Origin of the sequence: Streptomyces sp. NPDC101237 (genome assembly GCF_044767465.1) — a bacterium.
Taxonomy (GTDB): domain Bacteria; phylum Actinomycetota; class Actinomycetes; order Streptomycetales; family Streptomycetaceae; genus Streptomyces; species Streptomyces gramineus.
The window spans coordinates 217,904-243,370 of the sequence record NZ_JBIWNY010000007.1 but is presented as its reverse complement, the minus strand read 5'-3'; the positions used below and the strand labels follow the sequence as shown (position 1 = coordinate 243,370).

At 73.7% G+C, this 25,467-nt stretch carries 24 protein-coding genes; 13 read left to right on the top strand and 11 right to left on the bottom strand.

Going from position 1 to position 25,467, the window contains the following annotated elements:
* Positions 1 to 36 precede the first annotated feature (36 nt).
* Positions 37 to 687, bottom strand: a complete 651-nt coding sequence (locus ACIRQ9_RS14130) for a TetR family transcriptional regulator (protein WP_404171532.1) — start codon at positions 685 to 687, stop codon at positions 37 to 39.
* 217 nt (positions 688 to 904) lie between these two features.
* Between ACIRQ9_RS14130 and ACIRQ9_RS14125 the strand changes: the two genes are divergently transcribed.
* The 3 genes from ACIRQ9_RS14125 (at position 905) to ACIRQ9_RS14115 (ending at position 4,439) form a co-directional block, all read left to right on the top strand.
* Positions 905 to 1,684 (top strand): polysaccharide deacetylase family protein, encoded by a 780-nt coding sequence (locus tag ACIRQ9_RS14125; RefSeq protein ID WP_404171529.1) that lies wholly within the window; start codon positions 905 to 907, stop codon positions 1,682 to 1,684.
* Between the two features lie 118 nt (positions 1,685 to 1,802).
* Positions 1,803 to 4,100: an FUSC family protein gene (locus tag ACIRQ9_RS14120; protein WP_404171526.1), complete on the top strand. Its 2,298-nt coding sequence runs from the start codon at positions 1,803 to 1,805 to the stop codon at positions 4,098 to 4,100.
* A gap of 42 nt (positions 4,101 to 4,142) precedes the next feature.
* Positions 4,143 to 4,439, top strand: coding sequence for a hypothetical protein (locus ACIRQ9_RS14115; protein WP_404171524.1), 297 nt, complete (start codon positions 4,143 to 4,145; stop codon positions 4,437 to 4,439).
* Positions 4,440 to 4,448: 9 nt separating this feature from the next.
* Here ACIRQ9_RS14115 and ACIRQ9_RS14110 read toward each other — a convergent pair whose 3' ends face one another.
* From ACIRQ9_RS14110 to ACIRQ9_RS14100, 3 genes are all read right to left on the bottom strand, one after another.
* Positions 4,449 to 5,552 (bottom strand): NADH:flavin oxidoreductase/NADH oxidase, encoded by a 1,104-nt coding sequence (locus tag ACIRQ9_RS14110; RefSeq protein WP_404171521.1) that lies wholly within the window; start codon positions 5,550 to 5,552, stop codon positions 4,449 to 4,451.
* Between the two features lie 166 nt (positions 5,553 to 5,718).
* Positions 5,719 to 8,034, bottom strand: a complete 2,316-nt coding sequence (locus tag ACIRQ9_RS14105) for an FUSC family protein (protein ID WP_404171518.1) — start codon at positions 8,032 to 8,034, stop codon at positions 5,719 to 5,721.
* A gap of 309 nt (positions 8,035 to 8,343) precedes the next feature.
* Positions 8,344 to 9,792, bottom strand: coding sequence for an aldehyde dehydrogenase (locus ACIRQ9_RS14100; RefSeq protein WP_404171515.1), 1,449 nt, complete (start codon positions 9,790 to 9,792; stop codon positions 8,344 to 8,346).
* 187 nt (positions 9,793 to 9,979) lie between these two features.
* On the opposite strand from ACIRQ9_RS14100, the gene ACIRQ9_RS14095 reads away from it, so the two are divergent.
* From ACIRQ9_RS14095 to hypA, 10 genes are all read left to right on the top strand, one after another.
* On the top strand, positions 9,980 to 10,468 hold the full coding sequence (locus ACIRQ9_RS14095; protein WP_404171761.1) for a TetR/AcrR family transcriptional regulator: 489 nt from the start codon (positions 9,980 to 9,982) through the stop codon (positions 10,466 to 10,468).
* A 68-nt stretch (positions 10,469 to 10,536) separates the two neighbouring features.
* Positions 10,537 to 11,358: a maleylpyruvate isomerase family mycothiol-dependent enzyme gene (locus ACIRQ9_RS14090; protein WP_404171512.1), complete on the top strand. Its 822-nt coding sequence runs from the start codon at positions 10,537 to 10,539 to the stop codon at positions 11,356 to 11,358.
* Between the two features lie 204 nt (positions 11,359 to 11,562).
* Complete coding sequence (locus ACIRQ9_RS14085) at positions 11,563 to 13,053, top strand: hypothetical protein (RefSeq protein WP_404171509.1); 1,491 nt, start codon at positions 11,563 to 11,565, stop codon at positions 13,051 to 13,053.
* Between the two features lie 3 nt (positions 13,054 to 13,056).
* Entirely contained in the window at positions 13,057 to 14,145 is a 1,089-nt protein-coding gene (locus tag ACIRQ9_RS14080; RefSeq protein WP_404171506.1) for a hydrogenase expression protein HypE, read from the top strand.
* A gap of 53 nt (positions 14,146 to 14,198) precedes the next feature.
* The gene (locus ACIRQ9_RS14075; protein WP_404171503.1) at positions 14,199 to 15,989 is read left to right on the top strand and encodes a nickel-dependent hydrogenase large subunit; all 1,791 of its coding nucleotides are present in this window, start codon (positions 14,199 to 14,201) and stop codon (positions 15,987 to 15,989) included.
* The gene (locus tag ACIRQ9_RS14070) at positions 15,982 to 16,530 is read left to right on the top strand and encodes a NifU family protein (RefSeq protein ID WP_404171500.1); all 549 of its coding nucleotides are present in this window, start codon (positions 15,982 to 15,984) and stop codon (positions 16,528 to 16,530) included. The genes ACIRQ9_RS14075 and ACIRQ9_RS14070 overlap by 8 nt, the downstream gene beginning before the upstream one ends.
* Positions 16,527 to 17,138 carry a DUF5947 family protein gene (locus tag ACIRQ9_RS14065; RefSeq protein WP_404171497.1) on the top strand — a complete coding sequence of 204 codons (612 nt, stop codon included), beginning with the start codon at positions 16,527 to 16,529 and terminating at the stop codon, positions 17,136 to 17,138. The genes ACIRQ9_RS14070 and ACIRQ9_RS14065 overlap by 4 nt, the downstream gene beginning before the upstream one ends.
* Positions 17,139 to 17,167: 29 nt before the next feature.
* Positions 17,168 to 17,374 carry a hypothetical protein gene (locus ACIRQ9_RS14060; RefSeq protein ID WP_404171494.1) on the top strand — a complete coding sequence of 69 codons (207 nt, stop codon included), beginning with the start codon at positions 17,168 to 17,170 and terminating at the stop codon, positions 17,372 to 17,374.
* A 22-nt stretch (positions 17,375 to 17,396) separates the two neighbouring features.
* The gene (locus tag ACIRQ9_RS14055) at positions 17,397 to 17,573 is read left to right on the top strand and encodes a hypothetical protein (RefSeq protein WP_404171491.1); all 177 of its coding nucleotides are present in this window, start codon (positions 17,397 to 17,399) and stop codon (positions 17,571 to 17,573) included.
* A 7-nt stretch (positions 17,574 to 17,580) separates the two neighbouring features.
* On the top strand, positions 17,581 to 17,919 hold the full coding sequence (gene hypA / locus ACIRQ9_RS14050; RefSeq protein ID WP_404171758.1) for a hydrogenase maturation nickel metallochaperone HypA: 339 nt from the start codon (positions 17,581 to 17,583) through the stop codon (positions 17,917 to 17,919).
* Between the two features lie 52 nt (positions 17,920 to 17,971).
* Here the strand turns inward: hypA and hypE are convergent, their stop codons facing one another.
* The 7 genes from hypE to ACIRQ9_RS14015 form a co-directional block, all read right to left on the bottom strand.
* Positions 17,972 to 18,961 (bottom strand): hydrogenase expression/formation protein HypE, encoded by a 990-nt coding sequence (hypE, locus tag ACIRQ9_RS14045; RefSeq protein ID WP_404171755.1) that lies wholly within the window; start codon positions 18,959 to 18,961, stop codon positions 17,972 to 17,974.
* Positions 18,962 to 19,028: 67 nt separating this feature from the next.
* The gene (hypD, locus tag ACIRQ9_RS14040; protein WP_404171488.1) at positions 19,029 to 20,156 is read right to left on the bottom strand and encodes a hydrogenase formation protein HypD; all 1,128 of its coding nucleotides are present in this window, start codon (positions 20,154 to 20,156) and stop codon (positions 19,029 to 19,031) included.
* On the bottom strand, positions 20,153 to 20,443 hold the full coding sequence (locus ACIRQ9_RS14035; RefSeq protein WP_351936011.1) for a HypC/HybG/HupF family hydrogenase formation chaperone: 291 nt from the start codon (positions 20,441 to 20,443) through the stop codon (positions 20,153 to 20,155). Before ACIRQ9_RS14035 ends, hypD begins: the two co-directional genes overlap by 4 nt.
* Before the next feature lie 3 nt (positions 20,444 to 20,446).
* Entirely contained in the window at positions 20,447 to 22,807 is a 2,361-nt protein-coding gene (gene hypF / locus ACIRQ9_RS14030) for a carbamoyltransferase HypF (protein WP_404171484.1), read from the bottom strand.
* Positions 22,804 to 23,520, bottom strand: coding sequence for a hydrogenase nickel incorporation protein HypB (hypB, locus tag ACIRQ9_RS14025; RefSeq protein WP_404171481.1), 717 nt, complete (start codon positions 23,518 to 23,520; stop codon positions 22,804 to 22,806). Before hypB ends, hypF begins: the two co-directional genes overlap by 4 nt.
* A 64-nt stretch (positions 23,521 to 23,584) precedes the next feature.
* Positions 23,585 to 24,166 carry a hydrogenase maturation protease gene (locus ACIRQ9_RS14020; protein ID WP_404171479.1) on the bottom strand — a complete coding sequence of 194 codons (582 nt, stop codon included), beginning with the start codon at positions 24,164 to 24,166 and terminating at the stop codon, positions 23,585 to 23,587.
* A 157-nt stretch (positions 24,167 to 24,323) separates the two neighbouring features.
* Positions 24,324 to 25,418, bottom strand: a complete 1,095-nt coding sequence (locus ACIRQ9_RS14015; RefSeq protein ID WP_404171476.1) for an acyltransferase family protein — start codon at positions 25,416 to 25,418, stop codon at positions 24,324 to 24,326.
* Between the last annotated feature and the right edge of the window lie 49 nt (positions 25,419 to 25,467).

Genomic DNA, 25,467 nt, shown 5'->3' with positions numbered 1-25,467 from the left:
CGCCGTGGGCGGGCGGCCGGCTCCGGGAACGGCACCTCAGGCCCGCAGGCCGTCCAGGAGGGCGGTCAGAATGCGGGTCAGCCGGGGCTCCACGTCGACCAGCGCGTGCGCCATCTCCGGGTGCTTCTCGTAGAGTTCGCGAAGGCTCGTGCCGGGTGCGGCCATCTGCGAGAGCGCTCCGGCCATGCCCGTGGCGGTGGCGATCACGTCCACGGCCGCGTCCTCGCCGATCCCGAGCAGGCCGCGCAGCGCGGCGGCGATCGAGGCGACCTCGGCGAGCGCGACCGTCTTGAAGGCGTAGGCGGAGTCGAGCGACACGTTGCGCTCCAGGTTCAGCGGAGCCTGGGCGAGCAGGTCGCAGAAGAACGGCCGTGCCGCGAGCGACCGGGCGACGGCCGCCGCGATCTCCTCGTTCCCGGCGCCGGCGAGTTCGCCGAGCCGCGCGCGCAGCGCCGTCGACCACTCCTGCCAGCCTTCGCCGGTGAGTGTCAGGAAGATCTGCTCGCGGGTCTCGAAGTACCGCAGCATCGCGGACTTGTGCATGCCGACGGCGGCGGCGATGTCGGTCAGCGTGACCTCACGCACGCTGCCGGCGCTACCGAGGGACCGGGCGGCGTCGAGGATCTCCCGCTCCCGCTGTCGCTTGGCCTCGGTGCTGCGGGCGCGCTGGGGGCGGGTCGAACTCACGGCGGGATCATAGCACAACTCGGTTGCGTTAATTTCGCGACCCGTCCGGACCCCAGCGCCAACACCGATCGGCCCGGCCGCCGTTAGAGCACACGCGGGGAGCCTGTCGCGGATCCCCCGCGGAATTGTCCGTGATCGGTAACGGATGGAGCCGGAGCCCACCGCCTTCCGTCTGCACGGGTGCACGAGGACAACGGAACGAGGATCGGGGCGGACGATGGCACGGCGCGGACGAGGATGGTACGGCCAGGTGGCCGCGGCTGCGACGGGTGTCACGGCGGTGGCCGTGGCTGCCTCGCTGTGGACCTCGCCGGCCGGTCCCGCCGGCGGGAGCACGCGGGCCCGGGCCGCGGAGCGTCCCGCCGCGCCCGGCGCGGGACCGAAGGCGGCCCCGGTGTCGGTGGAGATCACGCACGCCTCGGACCGGGGCGCCCGGGGCGTGAACATCACGATCGACGACGGCCCGGACCCCGTCTGGACGCCGAAGGTGCTCCAGGTGCTCGAGGAGTACGGCGTGAAGGCCACGTTCTGCATGATCGGCCCGCAGGCGCGGGCACATCCGGACCTGGTCAAGGCCGTGGTCGCGGCCGGCCACCGGCTGTGCGACCACACGGTGTCGCACGACGTCACCATGGACAAGAAGTCCGAGGCCTACCAGTCCCGGCAGATCCTCGACGCGGAACGGATGATCACCGAGGCGTCGGGAGGCGTCCGGCCGCTCTACTACCGTGCCCCGGGCGGCGCCTTCACCCCGTACAGCAGGAAGCTCGCCGCCTCGCACGGCATGCGGCCGCTCGGCTGGAACGTCGACTCCAAGGACTTCGAACGCCCCGGCACGTCCGCCGTCGTCGCCACCGTCAAGGACGAGATGCCCAACGGGCCGACCGTCCTCTTCCACGACGCCGGCGGCGACCGCTCCGAGACCGTGGCCGCCCTGCGCGAGCTGCTGCCGTGGCTCAGGGGACAGGGCTACACGTTCGGCTTCCCGGTGCGCTGAGCCCGGCCCGGCCGTACAGTCCCGGTAGACGGTGCGGACCGCGCGGCGGTGTCCGCACCCGGGTGGCGTGCGCGGTGCGGCGGCCGGGCCGGCTGCCCCGGGCCGGCGGGAGGTGCAGATGTCGGGGCGGGCACCGCGCTGGCTGAGGTGGCTGCGCGACCGGGACCCGGACCTCGGGGCGACCCGGCGGGCCGCGCGCACCGCCCTGGTGATGCCAGCGCTGTTCGCCCTGTGCGGCGAGGCCCTCCACAACGCGACGATGGCCAGCTTCGCCGCGTTCGGGACGTTCTCCATGCTGCTGCTGGTCGACTACTCCGGTCCGATGGCCGAGCGGCTGCAGGCACAGGCCGCCCTCGCCGTGGCGTGGCTCGGACTGATCTGTGTCGGCACGCTGGCGGCCGCCGACATCCGGCTCGCCGTCGCGGCCACGGTCGTGGTCGGCTTCGTGATCCTCTTCGCCGGCGTGGTCAGCTCGGTGCTGGCCGGCAGCTCGACGGCGCTCCTGCTGGCGTTCGTGCTGCCGGTCAGCGCGCCGGTACCGCTGTCCCAGCTGCCCGACCGCCTGGCCGGAGCGGGACTGGCGGCGGCGGTGGCCCTGCCCGCGATCGCCCTGCTGTGGCCGCGCCCCGTCGCCGACCCGCTCAGCACCCCGGCCGCGGCCGTCTGCCGCGCCGCCGCCGGCTATCTGCGCGCCCGTTCCTCGGGACCGGCCCCGGACGGACCGGCGGCCTTCGCCGACCACTGCAGGGCGGCGGCGGAGATCACCGCGCGGACCGGCGCGGACCTGCGCGCCGCCTTCGACGCCACCCCCTACCGGCCCACCGGCCTGTCCGCGACCTCCCGGGCCCTGGTCCGGCTCGTCGACGAACTCACCTGGCTGTGCGCCATCCTCGTGGACCGCTCCCAGCACACGGACGAGCCGCCCGGCTGCGATCCGGTCGCCCACGACGTGCGGCGCGCCGCCGCCGGCGTCCTGGACGAGGCCCGCGCGCTGCTCACCGACCTGCGCGGTGCCACCGGCCCGCTGCGCGCCCGCGGCGAGGACCTGCGGGCGGCGCTGAACGCGATGGAGCACAGCTCCACCGTCCGCGTGCCCGCCGAACACCCCGGCGGGGACAGCACGGCGGAGGTCTACGGGTTCATCGCCGCCCTCGACGTGTCCTTCCGGGCCCAGGAACTCGGCTTCGCCGTGCTGCAGATCGCCGAGAACGTGGACACGGCGGCCACCGCCTGGCGGCGCGGCTGGCAGGAGCGGCTGCTCGGCCGGGAGCCGGGCGCGCTGGCCGCGCCGCTGGCGGCGGCACGGGAGCGGGCCGCGGCCCATCTCAGGACCGACTCCGTATGGATGCACAACAGTCTGCGCGGCGCCGTCGGACTCGGCATCTCCGTGTTCCTCGCCGACGCGACCGGCGTGGGGCACTCCTTCTGGGTCCTGCTGGGCACCCTGTCCGTGCTGCGGTCCAACGCGCTCAGCACCGGGCAGAACGCGGTCCGCGCGGTCCTCGGCACGGTCGCGGGCTCCGTCATCGGTGCCGCCCTGCTGCACCTGATCGGCCATCACGGCACCGCGCTGTGGTTCGTGCTCCCGGTGGCCATCCTGGTCGCGGGGATCGCGCCCGCCGCCATCTCCTTCGCCGCGGGTCAGGCGGCGTTCACGGTCACGCTCGTGGTGCTGTTCAACATCGGCCACGACCCCAACTGGCACGTCGCCCTGCTGCGTGTCCAGGACATCGCGCTGGGCTGCCTGGTGAGCATCGTCGTCGCCGTGTTCTTCTGGCCGCGCGGCGCGCAGGCCGCCGTCCACAAGGCCCTCGCCCAGGCGTACGAGGACAGCGCCCGTTATCTCGCGGGCGCCGTCGACTACGCCCTCGGTCGGAACGGCCCCGCCGACCCGGATCCGCGCAGCCGGGCGGCGGCCGCCTCCGCGCGCCGCCTCGACGACGCGTTCCGCAGCTTCCTGGCCGAACGCGGCGCCAAACCGCTGTCGCTGGCCTGCGCGACGACCCTGGTCTCCGGGGTCGTCGGCCTGCGGCTCGCCGCCGACGCCGTCGTCTCCCTGTGGCAGGGCGAGGACCAGGCGCGCGTCCAGGCCGTGCGGACCGACGCCCACTGCGCCGTCCTCGACTCGGCGGATCGCGTCACCGGCTGGTACCACGGGTTCGCCGCGGGCCTCGGCAACCACTCCCCCGTCCCCGACGTCGTCCCGCTGCGCCCCGAGGGGGCGGCGCGTCTGGTGCGTTCGGTCCGCGGCGAACTCAGCGACGGACAGGGCCGGGCCACTCCCGTCGCGGTCCGGATCATCTGGACCGACGACCACGTCGACGCAGCCCGCCGCCTCCAGCCCGGCCTCGCGGACGCCGCCCGCACCCAGGCCGCGGCACACCGCGGCCGCCTGCGGAAGTGGCCCGCAGGCTGACGCCCCGGCGACCGCCGCACGGCCCGCGCGGGTGGCGGCGCGGTGACGGTCCCGGCGCCGCCCGCCCGCCGGACCGCGCGGCTTCCGCGGGAGGCGAGCCGGGCCGCCCGGCCGCCGTTGCCGACGGCGACCGGCGGCGCCTCCCGTCAGCTCCCGCCGTGCCGCGTCGGCGTCCGGAGGAGGTACGCGGGCACGGCCCAGGCGACGTCGTCGACGACCGGACTGCCGGTCGGTGTCCGGCTCGTCGCCGCGCGGTGGCGGGAGGACCTGCTGCTCCAGGTGTCCCGCACCCTGGAGCAGGCCCTCCCGTGGAGCGGTCGGCGACCGACGTCCGCCTGACGCCTCGCGTCAGGCGCGGTGGTACTGGACCGGGGCGCCGACGGTGCCGCCGAGCTGCTCGGCGGCGTGCCGGGCCCAGTACGGGTCACGCAGGAGTTCACGGGCCAGCAGGACGGCGTCGGCGTCGCCCGAGCCGACGATCTGCTGGGCCTGCCCGGGGTCGGTGATCATGCCGACGGCGGCGACGGGCATGCCCGTCTCGCTGCGCACGCGCTCGGCGAAGGGGACCTGGTAGCCGGGGCCGGCCGTGATCCGCGCGTCCGGGACGATGCCGCCGGTGGAGACGTCCATCAGGTCGACGCCGTGCGCCAGCAGTTCCTTGGCGAAGCGGACGGTGTCGTCGGCGGTCCAGCCCTCACGACCGTCCTCGGGGTTCTCCGACAGCCAGTCGGTGGCGGAGATCCGGAAGAACACCGGCAGTTCCTCGGGCCATACGGCACGGACGGCGTCGACGACCTCCAGCGCGAACCGGGTGCGGCCCTCGAAGGAGTCGCCGTACTCGTCGGTGCGGCGGTTGCTCTGCGGGGAGAGGAACTGGTGGATCAGGTAGCCGTGGGCGCCGTGGATCTCGGCGACCTGGAATCCGGCGTCCAGGGCGCGCCGGGCCGCGTCGGCGAACTGCCCGACGATCTCACGGATGCCCTCCGCGGTCAGTTCCTCGGGGACGGTGGACTTCTCGTCGAAGGGGACGGCGCTGGGGCCGACCGGGGTCCAGCCGAAGGGCTCGGACGGCGTGATCGGGCGGCCGCGGTCCACCCAGCTGCGCTCGGTCGACGCCTTGCGTCCGGCGTGCGCCAGCTGGATCCCGGGGACGCTGCCCTGCGACTTCAGGAACGCGGTGATGCGCCGGAAGGCGGCCACCTGCTCGTCGTTCCAGATGCCGAGGTCGTAGGGCGAGATGCGGCCCTCGGGGCTGACGGCGGTGGCCTCGGTGATGATCAGCCCGGTGCCGCCCGCCGCGCGCGCGGCCAGGTGCGTGAAGTGCCAGTCCGTGGGCACGCCCGCCAGCTCGCCGCCGGGCTCGGCGCTGTACTGGCACATCGCCGCCATCCAGACGCGGTTGGGGATCGTCAGCGACTTGAGATCGAAGGGGGTGAACAGCGAGGTCGACACGGGACTCCTTGAGGGCGGACGGGGTGACGTCAGCGGAGACGGCCGAGGTCCGGCCCGCGCTCCGCACATCCCCAATAATTGCATGCGCGGGTTTTTTATTTCCGCCCACTACCCGCGATCAGGTAAGAATCTTCCCGGCCCGTCGCACGGTCGCCGCCCGGCCCCGTCACGGCCGCCGGTCCCGAGGCCTGTGCCGCGCGACGATGCCGGCGGCCTGCCGAACCGGGCCGATGAGCTGCGCCTGCAGGAGGCGCAGCGCGTCGAGGTGGTCCGCCGTCCAGATCATCCGCACGACCGCGGCGGCGTCGCCTCCGGCCCCGTCCGTGCTCAGCTCACGGCGCAGCGCCTGTTCGAGGGCTTGGTCCGCCTCCCGGGGCCCCACCGTACGCTCCGGGACGGACGCGCGGCCCGCCAGTGCGCGGCCGGACCTCTCGAACCAGGCCGCGATCGGCTCGCAGGCGCCGAGCACCGCGGCACGGGCGGCGGCCCGGTCGCCGCCGGGCCGGTATCCCTCGCGCGACCACAGGTCGGCGATGGCGTCGCCGGTCAGCCGCACGGCCGTGACCGAGTTGACCATGCGGGCGACCTCGGGCAACGGGAGTCGTTTCGTACCGCGCTCGGCCAGGAACCCGCGGAAGGCGTCGTCCAGCCGCCGGGCCGCGGCCGCGGCCGACCGCCGGTCCTCGCCCGAGGTCGCCGAGGGCGCCGCCAGGCCGTCGCAGCGCAGCAGGCCGAACGCGACGGCGCTGCGCAGGTACCGGGCCGCGTCCTGGAACGCCACGCACAGCACGCAGCCCAGCGCGGCACCCGCCCCGCGGGGCCAGAAGAGGATCCCCACGACCAGGCTCACCGCGCACCCGAGCGCCATGTCCTCGATCCGGATCAGCCCCACCTTCCACCCGACGGGACTGATGATGCTGAAGAGGATCAGCAGGACCACGGTGAAACCGGCCTGCCCGGCGGTGAACGAGGTGACGGACGGCTCCAGTCCGATCAGGACGATCGCGAACGGGAGCAGCACCCACAGGGCGACCGGATGGGCGCCGAGGGCGAGGATGAGAGCCACGCCGACGACGAAGCCGATGGCGGTGCCGAGCAGGGCGCGTCCCGCGGTCTGGCCCGTGTTCACCGCGTTGGAGCGGAGCACGGCCAGCGTGCCGAAGACGACCCAGAACGAGTGGCCCACGCCGCTGAGCTGCGCGACGACCACGGCGAGGCTGAGCGCGGCGGCGCTGCGCAGGCTGTTGTGCAGCCACACGGAGTGGCGGTCGAGGTGGGCCGCGAGCCGGTCACGGGCCGAGGACAGGGCGGGCGCGGTGATCGCGGGGCGCTGCCCGAGCAGCCGTCGCCACCAGACGCGGCGGCGGGCCGCGAGGGCGAGTTCGATGTCCGTCGCCGTCACCGCCACGATGAAGGCGATCCGCCGGGCCCGGAAACCGGGCTCCAGCGAGGCGATCAGCTCGGCGGCCGGATCGACGGCCGTCACGGGACCCGTCCCGGCCTGGATCCGGGCGGACCGGGGCGCCGAGCTCTCGGGCAGCGATCCGGTCATGACCTCTTCGAGGCGTCCGCCCGCCGCCTTCAGCCGCGCGATGTCGGCGGCGAGGCCGTGCAGCGGTCCCGTGCCGGACCGCAGCAGTGCCGCTCCGCGCTCCAGCACGGCGGCGGCCGCGAGTTCCACGTCGCACACCACCAGCCGGCCCGCCCGGTCCCGTCGGTGCGAGGGTGCCTGCTGCAGGACGCTGCCGAGCCACAGGACCTCGTCGACCAGCCGGACCAGGGCCCGGGCCGTCGTGGAGAGCCCGGTCGGACGGTAGGGGGTGGCGTAGAAGGTCTTGCGGAGAGCGGCGACGGCGGTCCCGGTGTCGCGTGCCGCCGCGTCCAGCGCCGCGGCGCGCGGCAGGCCGGCTCGGACGCAGTCCGTCTCGGCGCGCAGGTGTCCGGCCTGCCGGGCACAGGCCTCGGCCAGGGAGGCACGCAGCGGATCGACGGGCGGGCGGGGCCACAGCAGCGTCACGGCGACGACGGTCGCGGCGCCGCCCAGCGACCAGCCGGCCACCCGGTCCGGGATCGAGGCGACCGGGCCGGTGATGGTGGCGGCCAGCACGAAGCTGATCAGCAGCGACGTTCCCGCGCCGACCAGCGCGGAGCTGACGACGCCGGCGAAGAGCACGGCGAAGGCGACCACGAAGGTGGCGACCCCGGCGAGCCAGACCAGTCGGCCCGCCAGGCTCCCGAGGCAGACCAGCGCGGTGGAGACCAGCACCAGGCTCAGCTGCTGGGCGGCCCGCTCCCTGATCGGACCGCCGAAGTCCACGAACATCATCAGCACCATGGGGCTGAAGGCGGCGAAGACCGCCATCACCGGGTTGCCGATCCCGAGATAGGTCACGGCGAACAGCGAGGGCGTGATGATCGCGGTGCGCAGTCCGCGCCGCAGCGCCGACAGACCCGGATCGTGCTCCCGTATCCGCCGGAACATCAGGACGGCCGGTCGCGTCCGACGCCGTCCGCCCGCTTCGGGGCGCTGCCGATGCGGAGCACCTTCATGGAGGACACCTCTCTTCCTCGCGACGGCGCCCGCCGGACTCCGTTCCGCCTCGGCGGTCCGGTTCCCCCGAGAACCGCGCGCGAGGCGGAGCGGGACGAGCCCGGCTCCCCACCATCATGTCCCCGGGCCGCCGCCTCCCGCGACCGGCCCCGCCAGGACGGCACGAGCCACCCGTCGAGACGGCGGCACGCGCCCCGGCCGCGGGCGCGCCGGCCCTTCCGGCCCGTGGCGCCGGCCGGGTCAGGCGGCGGACGCCGGCAGGGTGACGGACTTGTGCTCGACGTACTGGGCCAGCCCCACCGCCCCGTACTCGCGGCCGATCCCGCTCGCCTTGTAGCCGCCGAACGGCCCGTCGAAGGAGATGGCCGCGCCGTTGACGGTGACCGTGCCGGTCCGCAGCCGGCGGGCGACCTCCAGCGCGTGCGTCTCGTCGGCGGACCACACGCCTCCGGAGAGTCCGTACTCGGAGTCGTTGGCGATCCGTACCGCCTCGTCCTCGTCGTCGTAGGGGATGACCACGAGGACCGGGCCGAAGATCTCCTCCTGGGCGATCCGCATGGAGTTGTCGACGTCGGCGAACACGGTCGGCGTCACGTAGTTGCCCTGTTCGAGACCGGGCGGGACCCCGGGTCCGCCGGTGACCAGCCGGGCTCCTTCCGCGATGCCGGCCTCGATGTAGTCGCGCACGCGCTGCTGCTGGTCGCGGCGGATCATCGGCCCGATGAAGGTGTCGGGGTCGGCGGGGTCACCGACCTTGAGCGACTCCACGAGGTCCTTCAGGCCGGTGACGACCTCGTCGTACCGGCTCCGCGGCGCGAGGACGCGGGTCTGCGCGATGCAGGACTCGCCGTTGTTGAGCAGCGAGGCGAACCTGAGCCCCCGCACCGCCCGGTCGACGTCGGCGTCCGGCAGGACGATCGCGGCCGACTTGCCGCCCAGTTCGAGGCTGACCCGCTTCAGCTGTTCGCCCGCGATGGCGGCGATCCGGCGCCCGGCCCGGGTCGAACCGGTGAACGCGATCTTGTCGACGTCGCGGTGCGAGACCAGGTACTCGCTGGTCTCCCGGTCGGCGGGGAGCACGCTGATCACCCCGTCGGGCAGGCCGGCCCGCTCCAGCAGTCCGGCGAGGAGCCCCATGCTCAGCGAGTTCTCCGGGGACACCTTCAGGACGACCGTGTTGCCGGCCAGCAGCGCCGGGACGATCTTCGCCATGGCCGAGGAGAACGGGGAGTTCCACGGGATGACGGCGGCGACGACACCGATGGGTTCCCGACGTACGACGGTGCGCACCGCGGATCCCGGCTCCAGGGTCTCCTCCCAGCCGAAGGCCTCCGCGGCCCGCAGGTAGGCCTCGGCCTGCCGGGTGAGGCCCGGCTGCCCGGCGCTGGTGAACCAGGCCGCCGAGCCGTTCTCGGCCGAGATCAGGCCGGCGATCTTCTCGGCCTCGGCCTCGCGGAGCGCGTTCAGGCGCCGCAGGACGGCGATGCGGTCCGCCGGTGCCGTACGCGGCCAGGGCCCGTCGTCGAAGGCGGCCCGCGCGGCGGCCACCGCGCGGTCGACGTCGGCGGGCCGGGCCTGCGCGGCGCGGCCGATGACCGACTGGTCGTGCGGGGACCTGATGTCGAGCAGCCCGGGGTCGCTGGGCGCCTCCCAGGATCCGGCGATGAAGAGACGGTCGAAGGTGATCATGTGCCCGCTCCGGAGGGGGTCGAGTGAAGACGATCGATTAACTGTCACTTCAATGTAGCAGTTGAAAGCCAGAAAGCCTCAGCAGTGAGTCCTTAGTCGAGCCAGACTCCACACCTGCGGGTATGCTCGGCGCGTGAGAGCAGACGCAGCACGCAACCTGGAAGCGGTCCTGACGACCGGGGCCCGCATGCTCGCCGCCGATCCGGCCGCGAGCATCGCGGCGATCGCCGCCGAGGCGGGTGTCGACCGGCGCACCGTCTACCGGCGGTTCGCCTCCCGCGAGGAGTTGCTGGCGGCCATCTACGAGGCGCGGTACGACGCCGTCGAGCAGGCCGTGGCCAACGCCAGGCTGCGGGCGGCTCCCGTCGCCGTGGCGCTGCACCGGTACGTCGAGGAGATCATCGGCGTGAACCGCACGTGGCCGGTGGAACTCGGCCGGCTGCGGGCCGACGAAGCGATCAGGCGCCGGCGCGACGCCCTGATCGGGGAGCTGGACGACTTCCTGCGGCGCGCCACCGACGAGGGGCTGCTGCGCGCGGACCTCCCGCTCGCCTGGGCGAGTTCGCTGCTGCCGCAGCTGATGCACCTCGCCTCGCAGGAGTTGTCCGAGCTCACCGCCGCCCAGGCCGCCGACGTCGTGGTCGACAGCTTCCTGCACGGCCTCGGCACGCGATGATCGTCACGGGTCTTGTGGCGCGCTCTCGCGTCTGATTGGGTTCGGCCCGGCGGACGGGAGCGACCGAGATGGATCAGGGTGTGGGGCAGGGCGTCCGAGGGGCGCTGCCCGAGGGACTGGGGCAGGCGATACGGCGGACCGGCGACGACATCGCGGCCGTACTGGAGGGCCTGGCGGACACGCGCGGGGCCGTACCGGGGTCGCAGTGGACCGTCGGCGAGGCGGCGGCCCATCTGGCCCTGGCCAACGAGCTGATGGCCGACCTCGCCCTCGGCACCGAACGCCCCTACGGGGACGGCACACCGGGGAGCCTGGCGGCGGCCAACGCGAAGTCGCTGGCCGTGTTCACCGAACGGCGGGCCGCACCGCTGGCCGCCATGATCACCGAGCAGGCCGCACGCTGCGCCGACGCGCTGACCACGGCTCCGGACGGACCGGCGCCCGTCACACCGCTCGGCCCGTTGGACCGGTCGGTGCTCGGCTCCTACCTCCTCACGCACATGCTGGGCCACGGCTACGATCTCGCCCGCGCGCTGCGGCGCCCGCACATGGTCGACGCCGAACGGGTCGCGCTGTGCATGCCGTTCATGCTCACGGTGATGCCCACCGTGGCCGACGCCCGGGCCATCGCGGGGCTGACCGCCCGTTACACGATCCGGCTGCGCGGCGGCGGCGCCTTCGGCGTCGACCTCGCCGACGGCGCCGTACAGGTCACACCGGAACCGCGGGACCGTGCGGACTGCACGATCCTCATCGACCCGGTGGCCTTCCTCCTCATCGCCCTCGGCCGTCGCGGTCCGTGGTCGGCCATGGCCCGCGGACAGATCCTCGCCGCAGGCCGCAAGCCCTGGCTGGCCCCCCGCTTCCCCGCCCTCTTCACCGCCCCTTGAGCGCCTGACCGCCCGCCCCGGCCCGGCACCCCGGGCCCCGCGACGCCTCCCCGTCGGTCCGCCCGGCCCTCCGTCGGCAGCCCCGCCCGTACGCCCCGGCACCCCCGTTCGGCCCAGCCCCCCTCCGCCAGAAGAGGCGCGCGGGCGTGACCGATGTGACCGTGGTGGAAGGTATGGGCGCGCGTACGGATCCGAGGAGGCTGCATGGCCGAGGGACTGGTCGACGGCAGGGCGCACCGCGGTGCCCCCGCCGCCGTCTCGCGAGGGCCCGGTGAGCCGTCCGGGCACGTCTTCGGGCAGTTGAGCGCCGTCGCCGACGCCGTCCTCTACGAGGGCTACCTCCTCTACCCCTATCGGCGGTCCTCGCCGAAGAACCGTGCCCGCTGGCAGTTCGGGGTGCTCTTCCCGAGGGACTGGGCGGAGGCGGGCGGGCCGGTCAGCCCGGGCGTCTCCGGTTCGGCCGACTCCTGGTACCAGCGGACGGAGTGCCTGGTGCGGGTGGCACGGCCCGACGCGGTCCTGCGGGTGCGGGTGCGGTACCTCCAGATGCAGCACAAGCAGGTCGAGGACGCCGAGAGACAGCCGGTCGAGTCGCTGACGTGCGGCGACGGGACCGTGCACCTGACCTTCGAGGAGGCCGTGCCGCGCGAGAGGGACCTCGTCGTCCCGCTGGCCGAGGGCGAGCACCGCTTCGCGGTGGGCTCCCCCTCCGGTACGGACACGGAGACCCTGCCCGACGGGGCCGGACGGATCGTCAGGCGCCGGGAGGAGAGCACGGCGAGCACCGCCCTGGAGATCGAGCGGGAGGGCGAGGACCTGCTCCGGCTCCGGGTGCGCACCGCGCACGAGGGCCGCACCGCGGATCCGCACGCCCCGCGCGACCACGCGCTGCGGCACGCCCTCATCGCCACCCACACCCTGCTGGCCGCCGAGGGCGCCGCGTTCGTCTCGCTGGTCGACCCCGGCCCGGACCGCCAGGAGGCCGCCCGGAGCTGCCGCAACGACTTCACCTTCCCGGTGCTCGGCGGCGCACCCCCCGCCGTCTCCCCCGCCGACGGCTCGGTCTCCGCGCTGCTGCTCTCCTCGCCGATCATCCTTCCCGACCATCCGCAGGTGGCACCGGAGAGCCCCGGAGACCTGCACGACGCCGGGGAGATCGACGAGATCCTCACCCTGCGCACCATGCTGCTGACGGACCAGGAGAAGCGGGAGGCCCGCGCCACCGACCCGCGGGCCGCCGAGATCCTCGACCGGGTCGACACGATGCCGCCCGAGGTCCTCGGGCGCCTGCACGGCGCGATCCGTTCGCTGAAGCCCGCCGCCGGCCGTCCCGCCTGGTGGCAGGAGGGCGCCGACGAAGGACTCTCCCCGGCCACCGACACGGTCCTGGTCGGCGCCGTCCGGGTCGGCGGCGGCAGCGCGGTACGGCTCCGACCGCGGGGCCGGGGCGCCGACGCCCAGGACATGTTCCTCGCGGGACGGACCGCGACCGTCGCCGCCGTCTTCCACGACGTGGACGGCAGCACCCACCTCGCCGTCACCGTCGACGACGACCCGGCGGCCGAACTGCACGGCTGGTACGGCCGTTTCCACTACTTCCGGCCCGACGAAGTCGAGCCGCTCGGGGGCACCGACGTCCCGGACCCAGTGACGGCGCAGGAGCCGCCCACGGGACCCACTCCATCGGAGGCCTAGCGTATGAGCACCGACAACGGCACCACCGCGGTGGACGGCGCACCGGACGCGACCGGCGAGCGCCGGGGGTTCGACGAGATCACCATCCTGTGGATCTCCGAGGGCATGAGCTGCGACGGCGACACGGTCTCCGTCACCGCGGCCGACCAGCCCTCCATCGAGGACCTGGTCCTCGGCCTGATCCCGGGGATACCGAAGGTCAACCTGGTCAACAAGGTGCTGTCGCCGAGCCTGGGCGGCGAGGACTTCCTCGCGCCGTACCGGAAGGCCGCGCGCGGCGAGCTGGAGCCGTTCATCCTCGTCATCGAGGGTTCGGTCCCGAACCAGAACATCATCGAGGGCGAGGGTTTCTGGACGTCCTTCGGCAACGACCCGGAGACCGGCCAGCCGCAGACCATCAACCACTGGATCGACCAACTGGCGCCCAAGGCCTGGGCGGTGGTGGCCATCGGGACCTGCGCCACCTTCGGCGGCATCCACGCGATGGCCGGCAACCCGACCGGTTCGATGGGCCTCGCGGACTACCTGGGCTGGGACTACACGTCACAGGGCGGCCTGCCCGTGGTGAACATTCCGGGCTGCCCGGTGCAGCCGGAGAACTTCATGGAGACCCTGATCTGGGTGCTCTACCACGCGGCGGGCACCGCTCCGCCGCCGCCGCTGGACCACATGCTGCGTCCGCAGTGGCTGTTCGGCCGGACGGTGCACGAGGGCTGCGACCGGGGCTCGTACTACGAGCAGGCGTCCTTCGCGATGGACTACAACTCCCCCAAGTGCCTGGTGAAGACCGGCTGCTGGGGTCCGGTCGTGAACTGCAACGTGCCCAAGCGGGGCTGGATGGCCGGCATCGGCGGCTGCCCCAACGTCGGCGGCATCTGCATCGGCTGCACCATGCCGGGCTTCCCGGACGCGTTCATGCCGTTCATGGACGAGCCGCCCGGCGGCACCCTCTCCTCGCTGGCCATCAAGCCGTACGGGGCGGTCATCCGCCGGCTGCGCGGCTTCACCAACGACCTGGTCAACCACGAGCCCAAGTGGCGCCACAACAAGCGCAAGCTCACCAGCGGGTACGCCCCGCGCTGGCGGCCCTGACACGCCGGCGACCTCCCTCCCCACGTCCCCCACAGCAAAGGTCAGCGACGCCGATGACAACCGAGGCCCGGCAGGCAGGGCGCAAGCCCGCGCAGATCGTGGACATGTCCTGGGATCCGATCACCCGGATCATCGGAAACCTGGGCATCTACACGAAGATCGACTTCGCCAACCGGGAGGTGGTGGAGTGTCACAGCACCTCCTCCCTCTTCCGCGGCTACTCCGTCTTCATGAAGGGCAAGGACCCGCGCGACGCGGGCTTCATCACCTCGCGGATCTGCGGGATCTGCGGCGACAACCACACCACGTGCTCCGACTACGCACAGCAGATGGCGTACGGGGTGAAGCCGCCGCCGCTGGCCGAGCACATCGTCAACCTCGGCGAGGCGGCCGAGTACATGTTCGACCACACGATCTTCCAGGACAACCTGGTCTTCGTGGACTTCTGCGAGCAGATGGTCAAGGCCACCAACCCGAGCGTCCTGGCCCGCGCGCAGAAGACCGCCGCGCCGCGCGGCGACATCCACGGGTACCGGACCATCGCGGACATCATGAAGGCCTTCAACCCCTTCGAGGGCGAGGTCTACAAGGAGGCCCTGAAGGTCTCCCGGACCACCCGCGAGATGTTCTGCCTGATGGAGGGCCGGCACGTCCACCCCTCCACGCTGTATCCGGGCGGTGTCGGCACCATGCCGTCGCCGACCGCGTTCACCGACTACCTCAGCCGGCTGATGCACGTCATCGACTTCGTGAAGAAGGCCGTCGCCATGAACGACGACGTCTTCGACTTCTTCTACGAGGCGCTGCCCGGCTACGAGGAGGTCGGCAAGCGCCGGATCCTGCTGGGCTGCTGGGGCGCCTGGCAGGACCCGAAGGTCTGCGACTACCGGTACGAGAACATGGACCGCTGGGGCAAGGCGATGTACGTCACCCCCGGCATCGTGGTCGACGGCGAACTGGTCACCAACAACCTGGTCGACATCAACCTGGGCCTCAGGATCATGCTCGGCAGCTCGTTCTACGAGGACTGGGTGAACGAGGACCCGTTCGTCACCCACGACCCGCTCGGCAACCCCGTCGACATGCGCCACCCGTGGAACCAGACCACCCTCCCGGTGCCGCAGAAGCGGGACTTCGACGCCAACTACAGCTGGGTGATGAGCCCGCGCTGGTTCGACCAGCGCACCGGCGACCATCTGGCGCTCGACACCGGCGGCGGCCCGCTGGCCCGGCTCTGGTCGACCGCGCTGAGCGGCATCGTCGACACGCCGTACATCAAGGCCACCGGCACCAGCGTGCGGATCTCGCTGCCCAAGGGCGAGTCCCTGCCGGAGACCACGCTGGAGTGGAAGATCCCGAAGTGGTCCAACACCCTCGAACGCGACCGCGCCCGGCCGTACTTCGTCGCCTACGCGGCGGCCATGGCCCTGCAGTTCCTGGACGAGGCGATGGGCCTGGTGCGGTCCGGCGACACCAAGGTGTTCGAGGACTTCGAGGTGCCGGACGAGGCGATCGGCTGCGGCTTCCACGAGGCCGTGCGCGGTGTCCTCTCCCACCACCTGGTCATCAAGGACAAGAAGATCGCCAACTACCACCCGTACCCGCCGACCCCGTGGAACGCCAGCCCCCGCGACAAGTTCGGCACCCCCGGCCCCTACGAGGACGCCGTCCAGGGCCAGCCGATCTTCGAGGAGAACGGTCCGGACGACTTCAAGGGCGTCGACATCATGCGCACGGTCCGCAGCTTCGACCCGTGCCTGCCGTGCGGTGTGCACATGTACACCGGCAAGGGCAAGACGCTCAGCGTCACGCACTCGCCGACGTACGGGGCGAACCATGGCTGACCCCGGGCGGCTGGACGGAGCGGCGGTCGAGGCCCGGCTGGCCCGCCTCGACACGCTGCTCGAACGCCTGGAGTCCACGCCCGGCCCGGCCACCGGACCGGCCGTCGAGGCGGTGCGCCTGCTCACCGAGGTCTACGGCGAGGCGCTCGCCCGCGTCCTGGACGGCGCGGACGCGGAGCTGACCGGGCGCCTCCTCGACGACGAACTCCTCGACCACCTCATGGTCCTGCACGACGTGCACCCCGAGCCGCCCGAGCGGCGGGCGGCGCGTGCGGTCGAGCGGCTGCGCCCGGCCGTGCGCGAACGCGGCGGCGACGTCGAGTGGGCCGGCCTGGAGGGCCAGGTGGGCCGGGTGCGGCTGACCACGGGCGGCGGTTGCGGCTCCGGGTGCGGCGGAGGTACCACGGAGGTGGCCGACGCGGTCCGCGAGGCGGTGCTCGCCGCGGCCCCCGAGCTGGCGGACGTGCAGCCGCTGCCCGAGGACCCGGCCCCCGCCTTCGTGCCCCTCGCGTCGCTGCGCCGGCCGCAGGAGACACGGTGAGCACCGACGGAGCCCTGGCCCGCCTCATCCGCTCCGCCGCCGACCACCGGCCGGCGTCGGAGGCGGAGGTGTGCGACCTGTGCGCCGCCCCGGTGCCCGAGGACCACCCGCACCTGTACGACATCGGGCAGGGCGAGGTGCGCTGCGCCTGCCGGCCGTGCTCGCTGCTGTTCCCCGGAGAGCGCGGACGGCCGGGACAAGGCGGCGACGCGCAGTTCCGGCTGATCCCGACCCGCCGCGTCCGGCTCCCGAAGGTGGACACGGCGACGCTGGGGGTCCCGGTCGGCCTGGTCTTCTTCGTCCCGCGCGCCGACGGCTCGGTCACCGCCGAGGGGCCGAGCCCGGCGGGTGCCATGCGCTGGGAGGTGGACGCGGCGGCCTGGCAGCGCGCGGCCGCCGGCTGCCCGCCGCTGGCCGGCCTGGCCCCGGACGTCGAGGCACTGCTGGTCAACACCGTGCACGGCCTTGAGCACCACTGGATCGTCCCGGTCGACGACTGCTTCCGCATGCTCGCCGTGGTCCGCCGGGAGTGGCGCGGCCTGTCCGGCGGCGGGCGGATGTGGCCGGCCGTGGAGCGCTTCTTCGAGGAGCTCACCGAGCGGCCTTGAGGAACGGCAGCACAGGAAGGAGAAACCCCATGGGAAGCATCCGAGTCGGCCGACCGCAGGCGAGGCCCGACACGCCCTCCCACGTACGCGGTCTGCACCAGGGCAACCAGGGGCCGCACACCACCCAGCCAGGGCACCACCCGGACGGCACCGCCGACGCGCGGCGCTCCACCGGCATCCACTGGAAGCGGCACGACACCCTGCTGGACGTCATGCCGAACATCCCTCCGGGATGACACAGAACAGGGAGTTCTCCCCATGAAGGTCCAGCGAAAGAGAACCGGAACCGCCGCGCAGCGCGTGCTGACGGCCGAGATCGCCGTCGTGGGCGCGCTCGCGCTGGCGCTGCTCGTCACGGAGCTGCCCTCGATCATGCGCGAGATGAAGATCTGGCGGATCGCGGGCGGTCTGCGTGCCGGTCACCGGTATCCGTGAGCCGGCCGTGCACGAACTGTCGATCGCGACCGCGATCGTGGAGCAGGCCGACGCGTGGGCCCGGGCGGACGGGGCGGACCGCGTCTCCGCCGTGACCGTCCGGGTCGGCGAGCTGTCCGGGGTGGTCCCCGACGCCCTCGACTTCGCCTTCGAGATGGCCCGCGACGGCACCGCGCTGGCCGCGGCCCGGCTGGTGGTGGAGCAGGTGCCCGGCCGGGCCTGGTGCGGGCCGTGCGGCGAGGAGTTCGCTCTCGGCATGCCGCCGTTCTTCTGGTGCCCGGTGTGCGACCGGCCCAGCAACGAGCTGCGCAGTGGCCGCGAACTGGAGATCACCGCGGTGGAGTGAGCCCGCGCGGTGCCCCGGCCGGTCCCGGGGCACCGCGCGCGGACACCGGTCTTCAGCAGATGCGCGGCAGCTGCTCGCCGAGCGGCAGGTCCACGACCCGGGTGCCGCCCAGTCCGGTGGCCACCACGACCATCCCGGGATGCTCGGCCACGCACTCGCCGATCCGGGTCGCGCCCGCCCCCTGCGGATGGGCCCGCATCGCCGCCAGGACGGCGTCGGCCTCGCCGGGCGGGACGAAGGCCACGAGCCGGCCCTCGTTGGCCACGTAGAGCGGGTCGAGCCCGAGGAACCCGCAGGCGTTGGCGACCTCGTCCGGTACCGGGACGGCCCGCTCGGTCAGCCGCACCCCGGTGCGCGAGGCGCGGGCGATCTCGTTGAGCGAGGCGGCCAGGCCACCGCGGGTGGGGTCGCGCAGGACGTGGACGTCCGGGGTGACGTCCAGCATGGTGGCGACCAGGTCGGCCAGCGGGGCGGTGTCGCTGGCGATCTCGACACCGAACTCCAGGCCCTCGCGCACGCTCAGCACGGCCACCCCGTGCAGCCCGATCGGCCCGCTGACGATGACCGCGTCACCGGGCCTGGCCCGCTGCGGCCGGATGTCGACGCGCTCGGGGACCAGGCCGACGCCCGCGGTGGTGACGTACACGCCGTCGCCGTGCCCGGACTCGACCACCTTGGTGTCACCGGTGGCGATGGTGACCCCGGCCGTCTCGGCGGCCGCGCCCATCGCGCGTGCGACCCGCTCGACGACGGCCAGCTCCACGCCCTCCTCCAGGACGAACGCGGCGGACAGATAGGCGGGCCGCGCGCCGCTCATCGCCAGGTCGTTGACCGTGCCGTTGACCGCGAGGTCGCCGAGACAGCCGCCGGGGAAGAACAGCGGCCGCACCACGTAGGAGTCGGTGGAGAACGCCAGCCGGGCGCCGCCGAGCTGGAGGACCGCCGCGTCGGTCATCCCGGCCAGCAGGGCGTTGCCGTAGGCGGGGACGAAGATCTGCTCGATGAGTTCGGCGGAGAGGGCGCCACCGCCGCCATGGCCCATCACCACGACCGGCTGGTCGCGGATCGGCGCCGGGCAGCTCCAGTTCGCCGGGTCGACGACGGTCGGTTCAGCCAACGGGGTTCATCTCCTCGCGCGCGGGCGCCGGTTCGGACATCCGGCGGTACAGGTAGTAGGCGGCGCAGGCGCCCTCGCTGGAGACCATGGTGGCGCCGAGCGGGGTGCGCGGGGTGCACGTGGTCCCGAAGGCCGCGCACTCCGTGGGCTTGATGAGCCCTTGCAGGACCTCTCCGGCCCGGCACTCGGCGGGTTCCTCGGTGCGGATGCCGGTGACGTCGAAGCGGTGCTCGGCGTCGAATCCCCGGTAGGCCTCGGAGAGCCGCCAGCCGCTGGCCGGAATGGGGCCGATGCCCCGCCAGGAGCGGTCGGTGACCTCGAAGACCTCCTCGATCATGCGGATGGCCGCCGGGTTGCCGTCCTCGCGCACGGCGCGGGCGTAGGCGTTCTCCACCCGGTGCTCGCCGCGCTCCAGCTGGAGGACCGTGCGGCGGATGCCCTCCAGGATGTCGAGGGGTTCGAAGCCGGTGACGACGACCGGGACCCGGTGGCGTGCGGCCAGTTCCGGGTACTCGCTCATGCCCATCACGCTGCACACGTGTCCGGCGGCCAGGAAGCCCTGCACCCGGCACTCGGGCGCGGTCATGATCGCCTCGATGGCCGGGGGGACCCGCACGTGGGAGACCAGGAGGCTGAAGTTGGTCAGGCCCAGGCGCCTGGCCTGGTGGACGGCCATGGCGTTGGCGGGCGCGGTCGTCTCGAAGCCGATGGCGAAGAACACCACCTGGCGGTCGGGGTGGCGCCGGGCCAGCTGCAGCGCGTCCAGCGGCGAGTACACCACCCGGACGTCACCGCCCTCGCCCTTGACCCGGAACAGGTCCCGGTCGGTGCCGGGCACCCGCAGCATGTCCCCGAAGGAGCAGAAGATCACTCCGGGGCGGGCCGCGATCTCCAGTGCCTTGTCGATGCATTCCAGCGGGGTCACGCAGACCGGGCAGCCCGGGCCGTGGATCAGCTCCACCTCGTCGGGCAGCAGCTGGTCGATGCCGTGCCGGATGATCGAGTGGGTCTGGCCGCCGCACACCTCCATCAGGGCCCAGGGCCGGGTGACGGCGGACCGGATCCCGTCCAGCAGCCGGCGGGCCAGCTGCGGGTCGTTGAACTCGTCGAGGTACTTCACCGGGCCTCCTTCTCCTCGGCCTGCCGGGCGGCCTGCTGCCACGCGTCGCCGAACTCCTCCTCCAGCAGGCCCAGTTCCTCGAAGAGCCGGAGGGAGGCCAGAGCCGACTCCTCGTCGAGCTTCTGCAGGGCGAAGCCCACGTGGACGATGACGTACTCACCGACGCGGACGTCGGAGACGTACTCCAGACACGCCTGCTTCTGCACGCCACCGAAGTCGATCATGCCGGTGAGCGGATCGGCGGTGGCGTCGATGCTCACGACTCTGCCGGGCACTGCCAAACACATGGGTCACTCCGTCTCGTCGCTGATTGCCGTACGTCGTCCGTCGTCGGGTCGTCGTCCCCGGGCCGCGACCATCAGCTGGCCGAGGGCGAGCCCGCCGTCGTTCGGCGGGACCTCGCGGTGCCGCAGGACCGTGAATCCGTCGTCCCGCAGCAGGTCGGCGGCGGCCTGCTCCAGAAGCGCGTTGGCGAAGACGCCGCCGGTGAGGGCGACGGTGGCCAGGCCGGTGTCCCGGCGCACGCCGCGGCACAGGCCGAGGACGGTCCGGGCGACCCCGCGGTGGAAGCGGGCCGCGATCACCGGCACCGGGGTGCCGCGCCGCAGGTCGGCGATGATCGCGCGCAGCGCCGGGGCCGGGTCGAACCGGTCGCCGAACGGATGGGCGGCCGTGTCGTCGTCCCAGGCCACGCAGGCCTGTGCCTCCAGCTCCACGGCGGCCTGCGCCTCGTAACCGGCGCGGTGGCAGACGCCGGCGAGGGAGGACACCGCGTCGAAGAGCCGGCCCATGCTGGAGGTGGCCACGCAGCCGACCTGGCTGGGCAACTGCTTCGCCAGGAGGCCGAGTTCGTCCGGTGAGCAGGCGGCGACGCTGGGCAGGTCCTGGTCCCAGGGCAGGCCGGCGGCCCAGAGTCTGGCCAGCGCCGTCCGGCACGGGTTGGCGACCCCGGCGTCCCCGCCGGGGAGCGGGGCAGGCGCGAGGTGGGCCAGGCGCCGGTAGCCGCTGTAGTCGGCGACCAGCACCTCGCCGCCCCACACGGTGCCGTCGTCGCCGTAGCCGGTGCCGTCGAAGGCGACGCCGATGACCGGGGTGGTGCCGTCGAGTCCGGCCTCGGCCATGGCGGCGGCGACATGGGCGTGGTGGTGCTGGACGAACACCGGCCGGTCCAGCGGGAGCCGGGCGGCGCGGCGGCGGGCCCAGGCGGACGCGTGGTAGCCGGGGTGGCGGTCGGCGGCGACGAGTTCGGGGCGGACCCCGGTGAGCCGGTGCAGGTGGCGTTCCACGCGGACGGCGGCCTCCAGTGTCGCCAGGTCGCCCATGTCGCCGATGTGCGGTCCGAACCAGGCCAGTTCGCCCTCGCCGACGCAGAGCGCGTTCTTGAGGTCGCCGCCCACCGCGAGCGCGGGCCGTACCGGGACGGGCAGGCGCAGCGGGCTGGGCACGTAGCCGCGGGAGCGGCGCAGGACCTGTTCGGTGCCGTCGGTGCGCACCCGCAGCAGGGAGTCGTCGCAGGGCGAGGCGATGGGCCGGTCGTGGGCGAGCCAGGCGTCGGCCAGGCCGAACAGCCGGGTGAGCGCCTCGTCGTCGTCGGTGACGATCGGTTCGCCCGACCGGTTGCCGCTGGTCATGACCAGGACGCGGGGGCCGGGCGGGTCGCCGGGCAGCCCGAACAGGAGGGTGTGGACCGGGGTGTAGGGCAGCATCACGCCGAGGTGCGGGCTGCCGGGGCAGACGCCGGGGGCGGGACGGGCGCCGTCGCGGGGGCGGAGCAGGACGATGGGGCGGCGGGGTCCGGTGAGCGCGGCGCGTTCGGCGGCCCCGACGACGGCGATCCGCTCGGCCTCCGCGAGGTCCGCGCACATCACGGCGAACGGCTTGTCGCCGCGCGCCTTGCGGGTGCGCAGCGTCTCGACGGCCCGGGCGTTGCCGGCGTCGCAGGCCAGGTGGTAGCCGCCGACGCCCTTCACGGCGACGATCCGCCCCGCCGCGAGCAGCTCTCGCGCCCGTGAGAGGGCGTCACCGTCGCGAGCGGCTCGCACTCCGCTGCCCGCGGCGGGTACCAGCCGCAGCCGGGGTCCGCAGTCGGGGCAGGCCACGGGCTGGGCGTGGAAGCGGCGGTCGGCCGGGGCGTCGTACTCGTGGGCGCACCGCGGGCACAGCGGGAAGCCGGACATCGTGGTGGCCCCGCGGTCGTAGGGCATGGCGTTGGCGATGGTGAAGCGGGGACCGCAGTGGGTGCAGTTGATGAAGGGGTGGCGGTGCCGTCGGTCGGCCGGGTCGGCCAGCTCGCGCAGGCAGTCGGCGCAGGTGGCGGTGTCGGCCGGGAGCAGGGTGCGGCCCGCGGCGGCGTGCTCGGTGGCGCGGATGGTGAAGCCGGGGTCCGCGCCGGTGGCGGGCAGGTCCTCGACGGCGACGGCGGTCACCGTGGCCAGCGGCGGCGGTTCGGCGGCGAGCAGCCCGCAGAACCGCTCGACGCCGGCCGCCGTCCCCTCGACCTCGATGACCACGCCGTTCGCCGTGTTGCCGACGAACCCGGTGAGCCCGAGACCGGCGGCGAGGCGGTGGACGTACGGGCGGAAGCCGACGCCCTGCACGGTCCCGTGCACGGTGACGCGCCGGCGGACGTCCGTCGCCGTGGGCGCCGTCACGGGGCGCTGGGCGCGTGCACGTGCGGGTGCGGGGCCAGGGGCGGCCGGTGCGCGGGAGCGCCGTCCCGTACCGCGAGGACCCGGTCCAGGACGGTGTCGACGCCCTCACCGGTGCGGGCGCAGGAACGGATGATCTCCACCCCGGGGTTGACCCGCCGCACCTGGTCGGCGAAGGCGGTCTCGTCGAAGCCGGCCGGCCCGGCGAGGTCGGTCTTGGTGAGGACGACCAGGTGCGCGGAGCCGAAGGCGGTGGGGTACTTCGCGGGCTTGTCCTCGCCCTCGGTCACCGCCATCAGCACGATCCGCAGCCGTTCACCGAGATCGTAGGAGGCCGGGCAGACGAGGTTGCCGACGTTCTCCACGAAGAGCAGCGCGGTGTCCTCGGGCAGCCAGCCCTCCAGGTGGCCGCGCACCTGCCGGGCCTCCAGGTGGCACAGCCCGTCGGTGAGCAGCTGCTTCACCGGCGCCCCGGAGAGGGCCAGGCGCCTGGCGTCGTTCTCGGTGGCGAGGTCGGCGGTGAACGCGGCGACGGGCACGTGCCGTTCCAGCGCCCGGGCCAGCACCCGGCCGAGCAGTTCGGTCTTCCCGCTGCCGGGGCTGGAGAGCAGGTTCACCACGCTCACCCCGCGCGCGGCCAGGTCGTCACGCAGGCCGGCGGCCAGGTCGTCGTTCCTCGCCAGGACGGCCCGGGTGACCTCCTCGGACTGACACATGGGTGCTCCTCGATCGCTGGGGTGCCGTGGAACCGCCGGACCGGACGGGTCCGGCCCCGGTCCGCTAGCGATCCTCCGCGCCGGTGGCCGCCGGGTGCGGGAGCCCGGCCGCGGCGGGGCCCGCGGATTCCTCCGGGCGGGCCAACGCGGGTGTGGCCCGGGGATCGGCGAGCAGGGCCGGGACCAGGACGTGCAGCGCTCGGACTGCCTGGCCGACCGCCGCCCGCACCGGCTCGCTCAGGCCGGGGGCGATGTCCTCGTCGCCGCGGGGCAGCCGGCCGGGCTCGCAGGCGAGCACCAGGACGCGCGGCAGGGGTTCGTCGCCGAGGTGGGCGGCGAGGGCGAGCACCTTCGCCGGGTCCATGCCGTGCGCCTCGGGCGGGGCCGCCGGGGCGCCGGCCGGGAGTTCGGGCTCGATCAGCGAGAGCGTGCCCGGCGGCAGGCCGCGGGCGGCGGCGTCCACGAGCACGGCGACCGTCCAGCCGTCGAGCAGGGTGTAGGCGAGGTCCATGCCGCGGATCCCGTAGTCCCGGACCGGTACCTCGGGAGGCAGCGGGTGCCGGTCCAGGGCCCGGATCACCTCGGGGCCGAAGGAGTCGTCGCCGAGGAAGATGTTGCCGACGCCCGCGACCAGCAGCCGCGTCACCGGACGCCGTCCCGCGCCGCGGCGCAGCCGCTTGCCTCGCCGGGGCCGCCCGGGGGCGCCGGCTCACCCGAGGGCGGTGCGTGGCACCCCCGCGGGGAGAAGCTGTTGACGGAGCCGACGGCGAGCAGAATGTCCATGATGCGGCATGTTTACCGCATCAGCGTCGTCCGGAAAGCACCCCCGCGGCGTTTCGCCCGCCGTCGTGGACCGCGCGCTCCGCGCGTGCCCGGAACGCCCAGTCCATCCTGGGCTCCAGCACGAACCGGAAGACCCGGCGCACCGGGGGCGTGCACAGCAGCGTGACCACCGCGGCGGCGCCGAGGGTGACCGTCACCGCGCCCAGCGGGCCGTGCATCCAGGCGGGGTCGTACCAGTGGGCGGGCTTGGCGCTCTGCGCGACGAAGCCGTGCAGCAGGTAGCCGTAGAGCGTGCCGGCGCCGAGAGCGGTGAACCAGGTGCGGCGGCCCGGCACCCAGGCCAGGAAGCAGGCCGCCAGCACCAGCGAGCAGCCGAAGACGGCGAAGGTCATGACGGGCCCGTACCAGGCGGGAAGGCCGAGCTGCTGGGCGCTGTCCCGGTGGAAGAACCAGCGGTAGCCCAGGTGGGGCGCCGACCAGTACGCCACGGCGAGCGCGCACAGGGCGACGGGGACGGCGACCAGCCGCACGCTCCACCGGCGCAGCAGGCCGAAGTGCTCCGGCCGCAGGCACAGGCCGAGCACGAAGTAGGGCAGGAACTGCAGGACGCGCTGCAGGTCGAAGTCGCTGCCGATGGACGGCGTCAGGCTCGCCAGCGCGGCGACGGCGAGCGCGACCGGCAGCGGCCATCGAACGAGCCGCCAGATCGGCGTGGTCAGCCGCCAGATGAACAGGGCCGCCAGGAACCAGGTCAGGTAGAGCGGGTCCAGCAGGCTGATCTCGCGGTCGGGGGCGTGGTCGCTCCAGCGGGTGAAGAGGGTGTAGGCGACCTCGAACACCACGTAGGGCACGGCGACCCCGGTGACCAGCCGTTTGATCCGGGCGGGGCTGGCGTCGAAACTGCGCGAGAAGTAGCCGGAGATGATGATGAACGCCGGCATGTGGAAGGCGTAGACGAACGTGTACAGCGCGGTGACGGTACGGCTGTCCGAGCGCAGCGGCTCCCAGGCGTGCCCCACCGCCACCAGCACGATCGCCAGGTACTTCGCGTTGTCGAAGTAGGCGTCGCGGCGGACGGCGGGCGGTCCGTTGCGGGTTTCCGGTCCGCTCCGCACGGCGGCGGACCGGACCTGGGTCCGGTCCGCCGCCCTGGCGGGCGGCGCG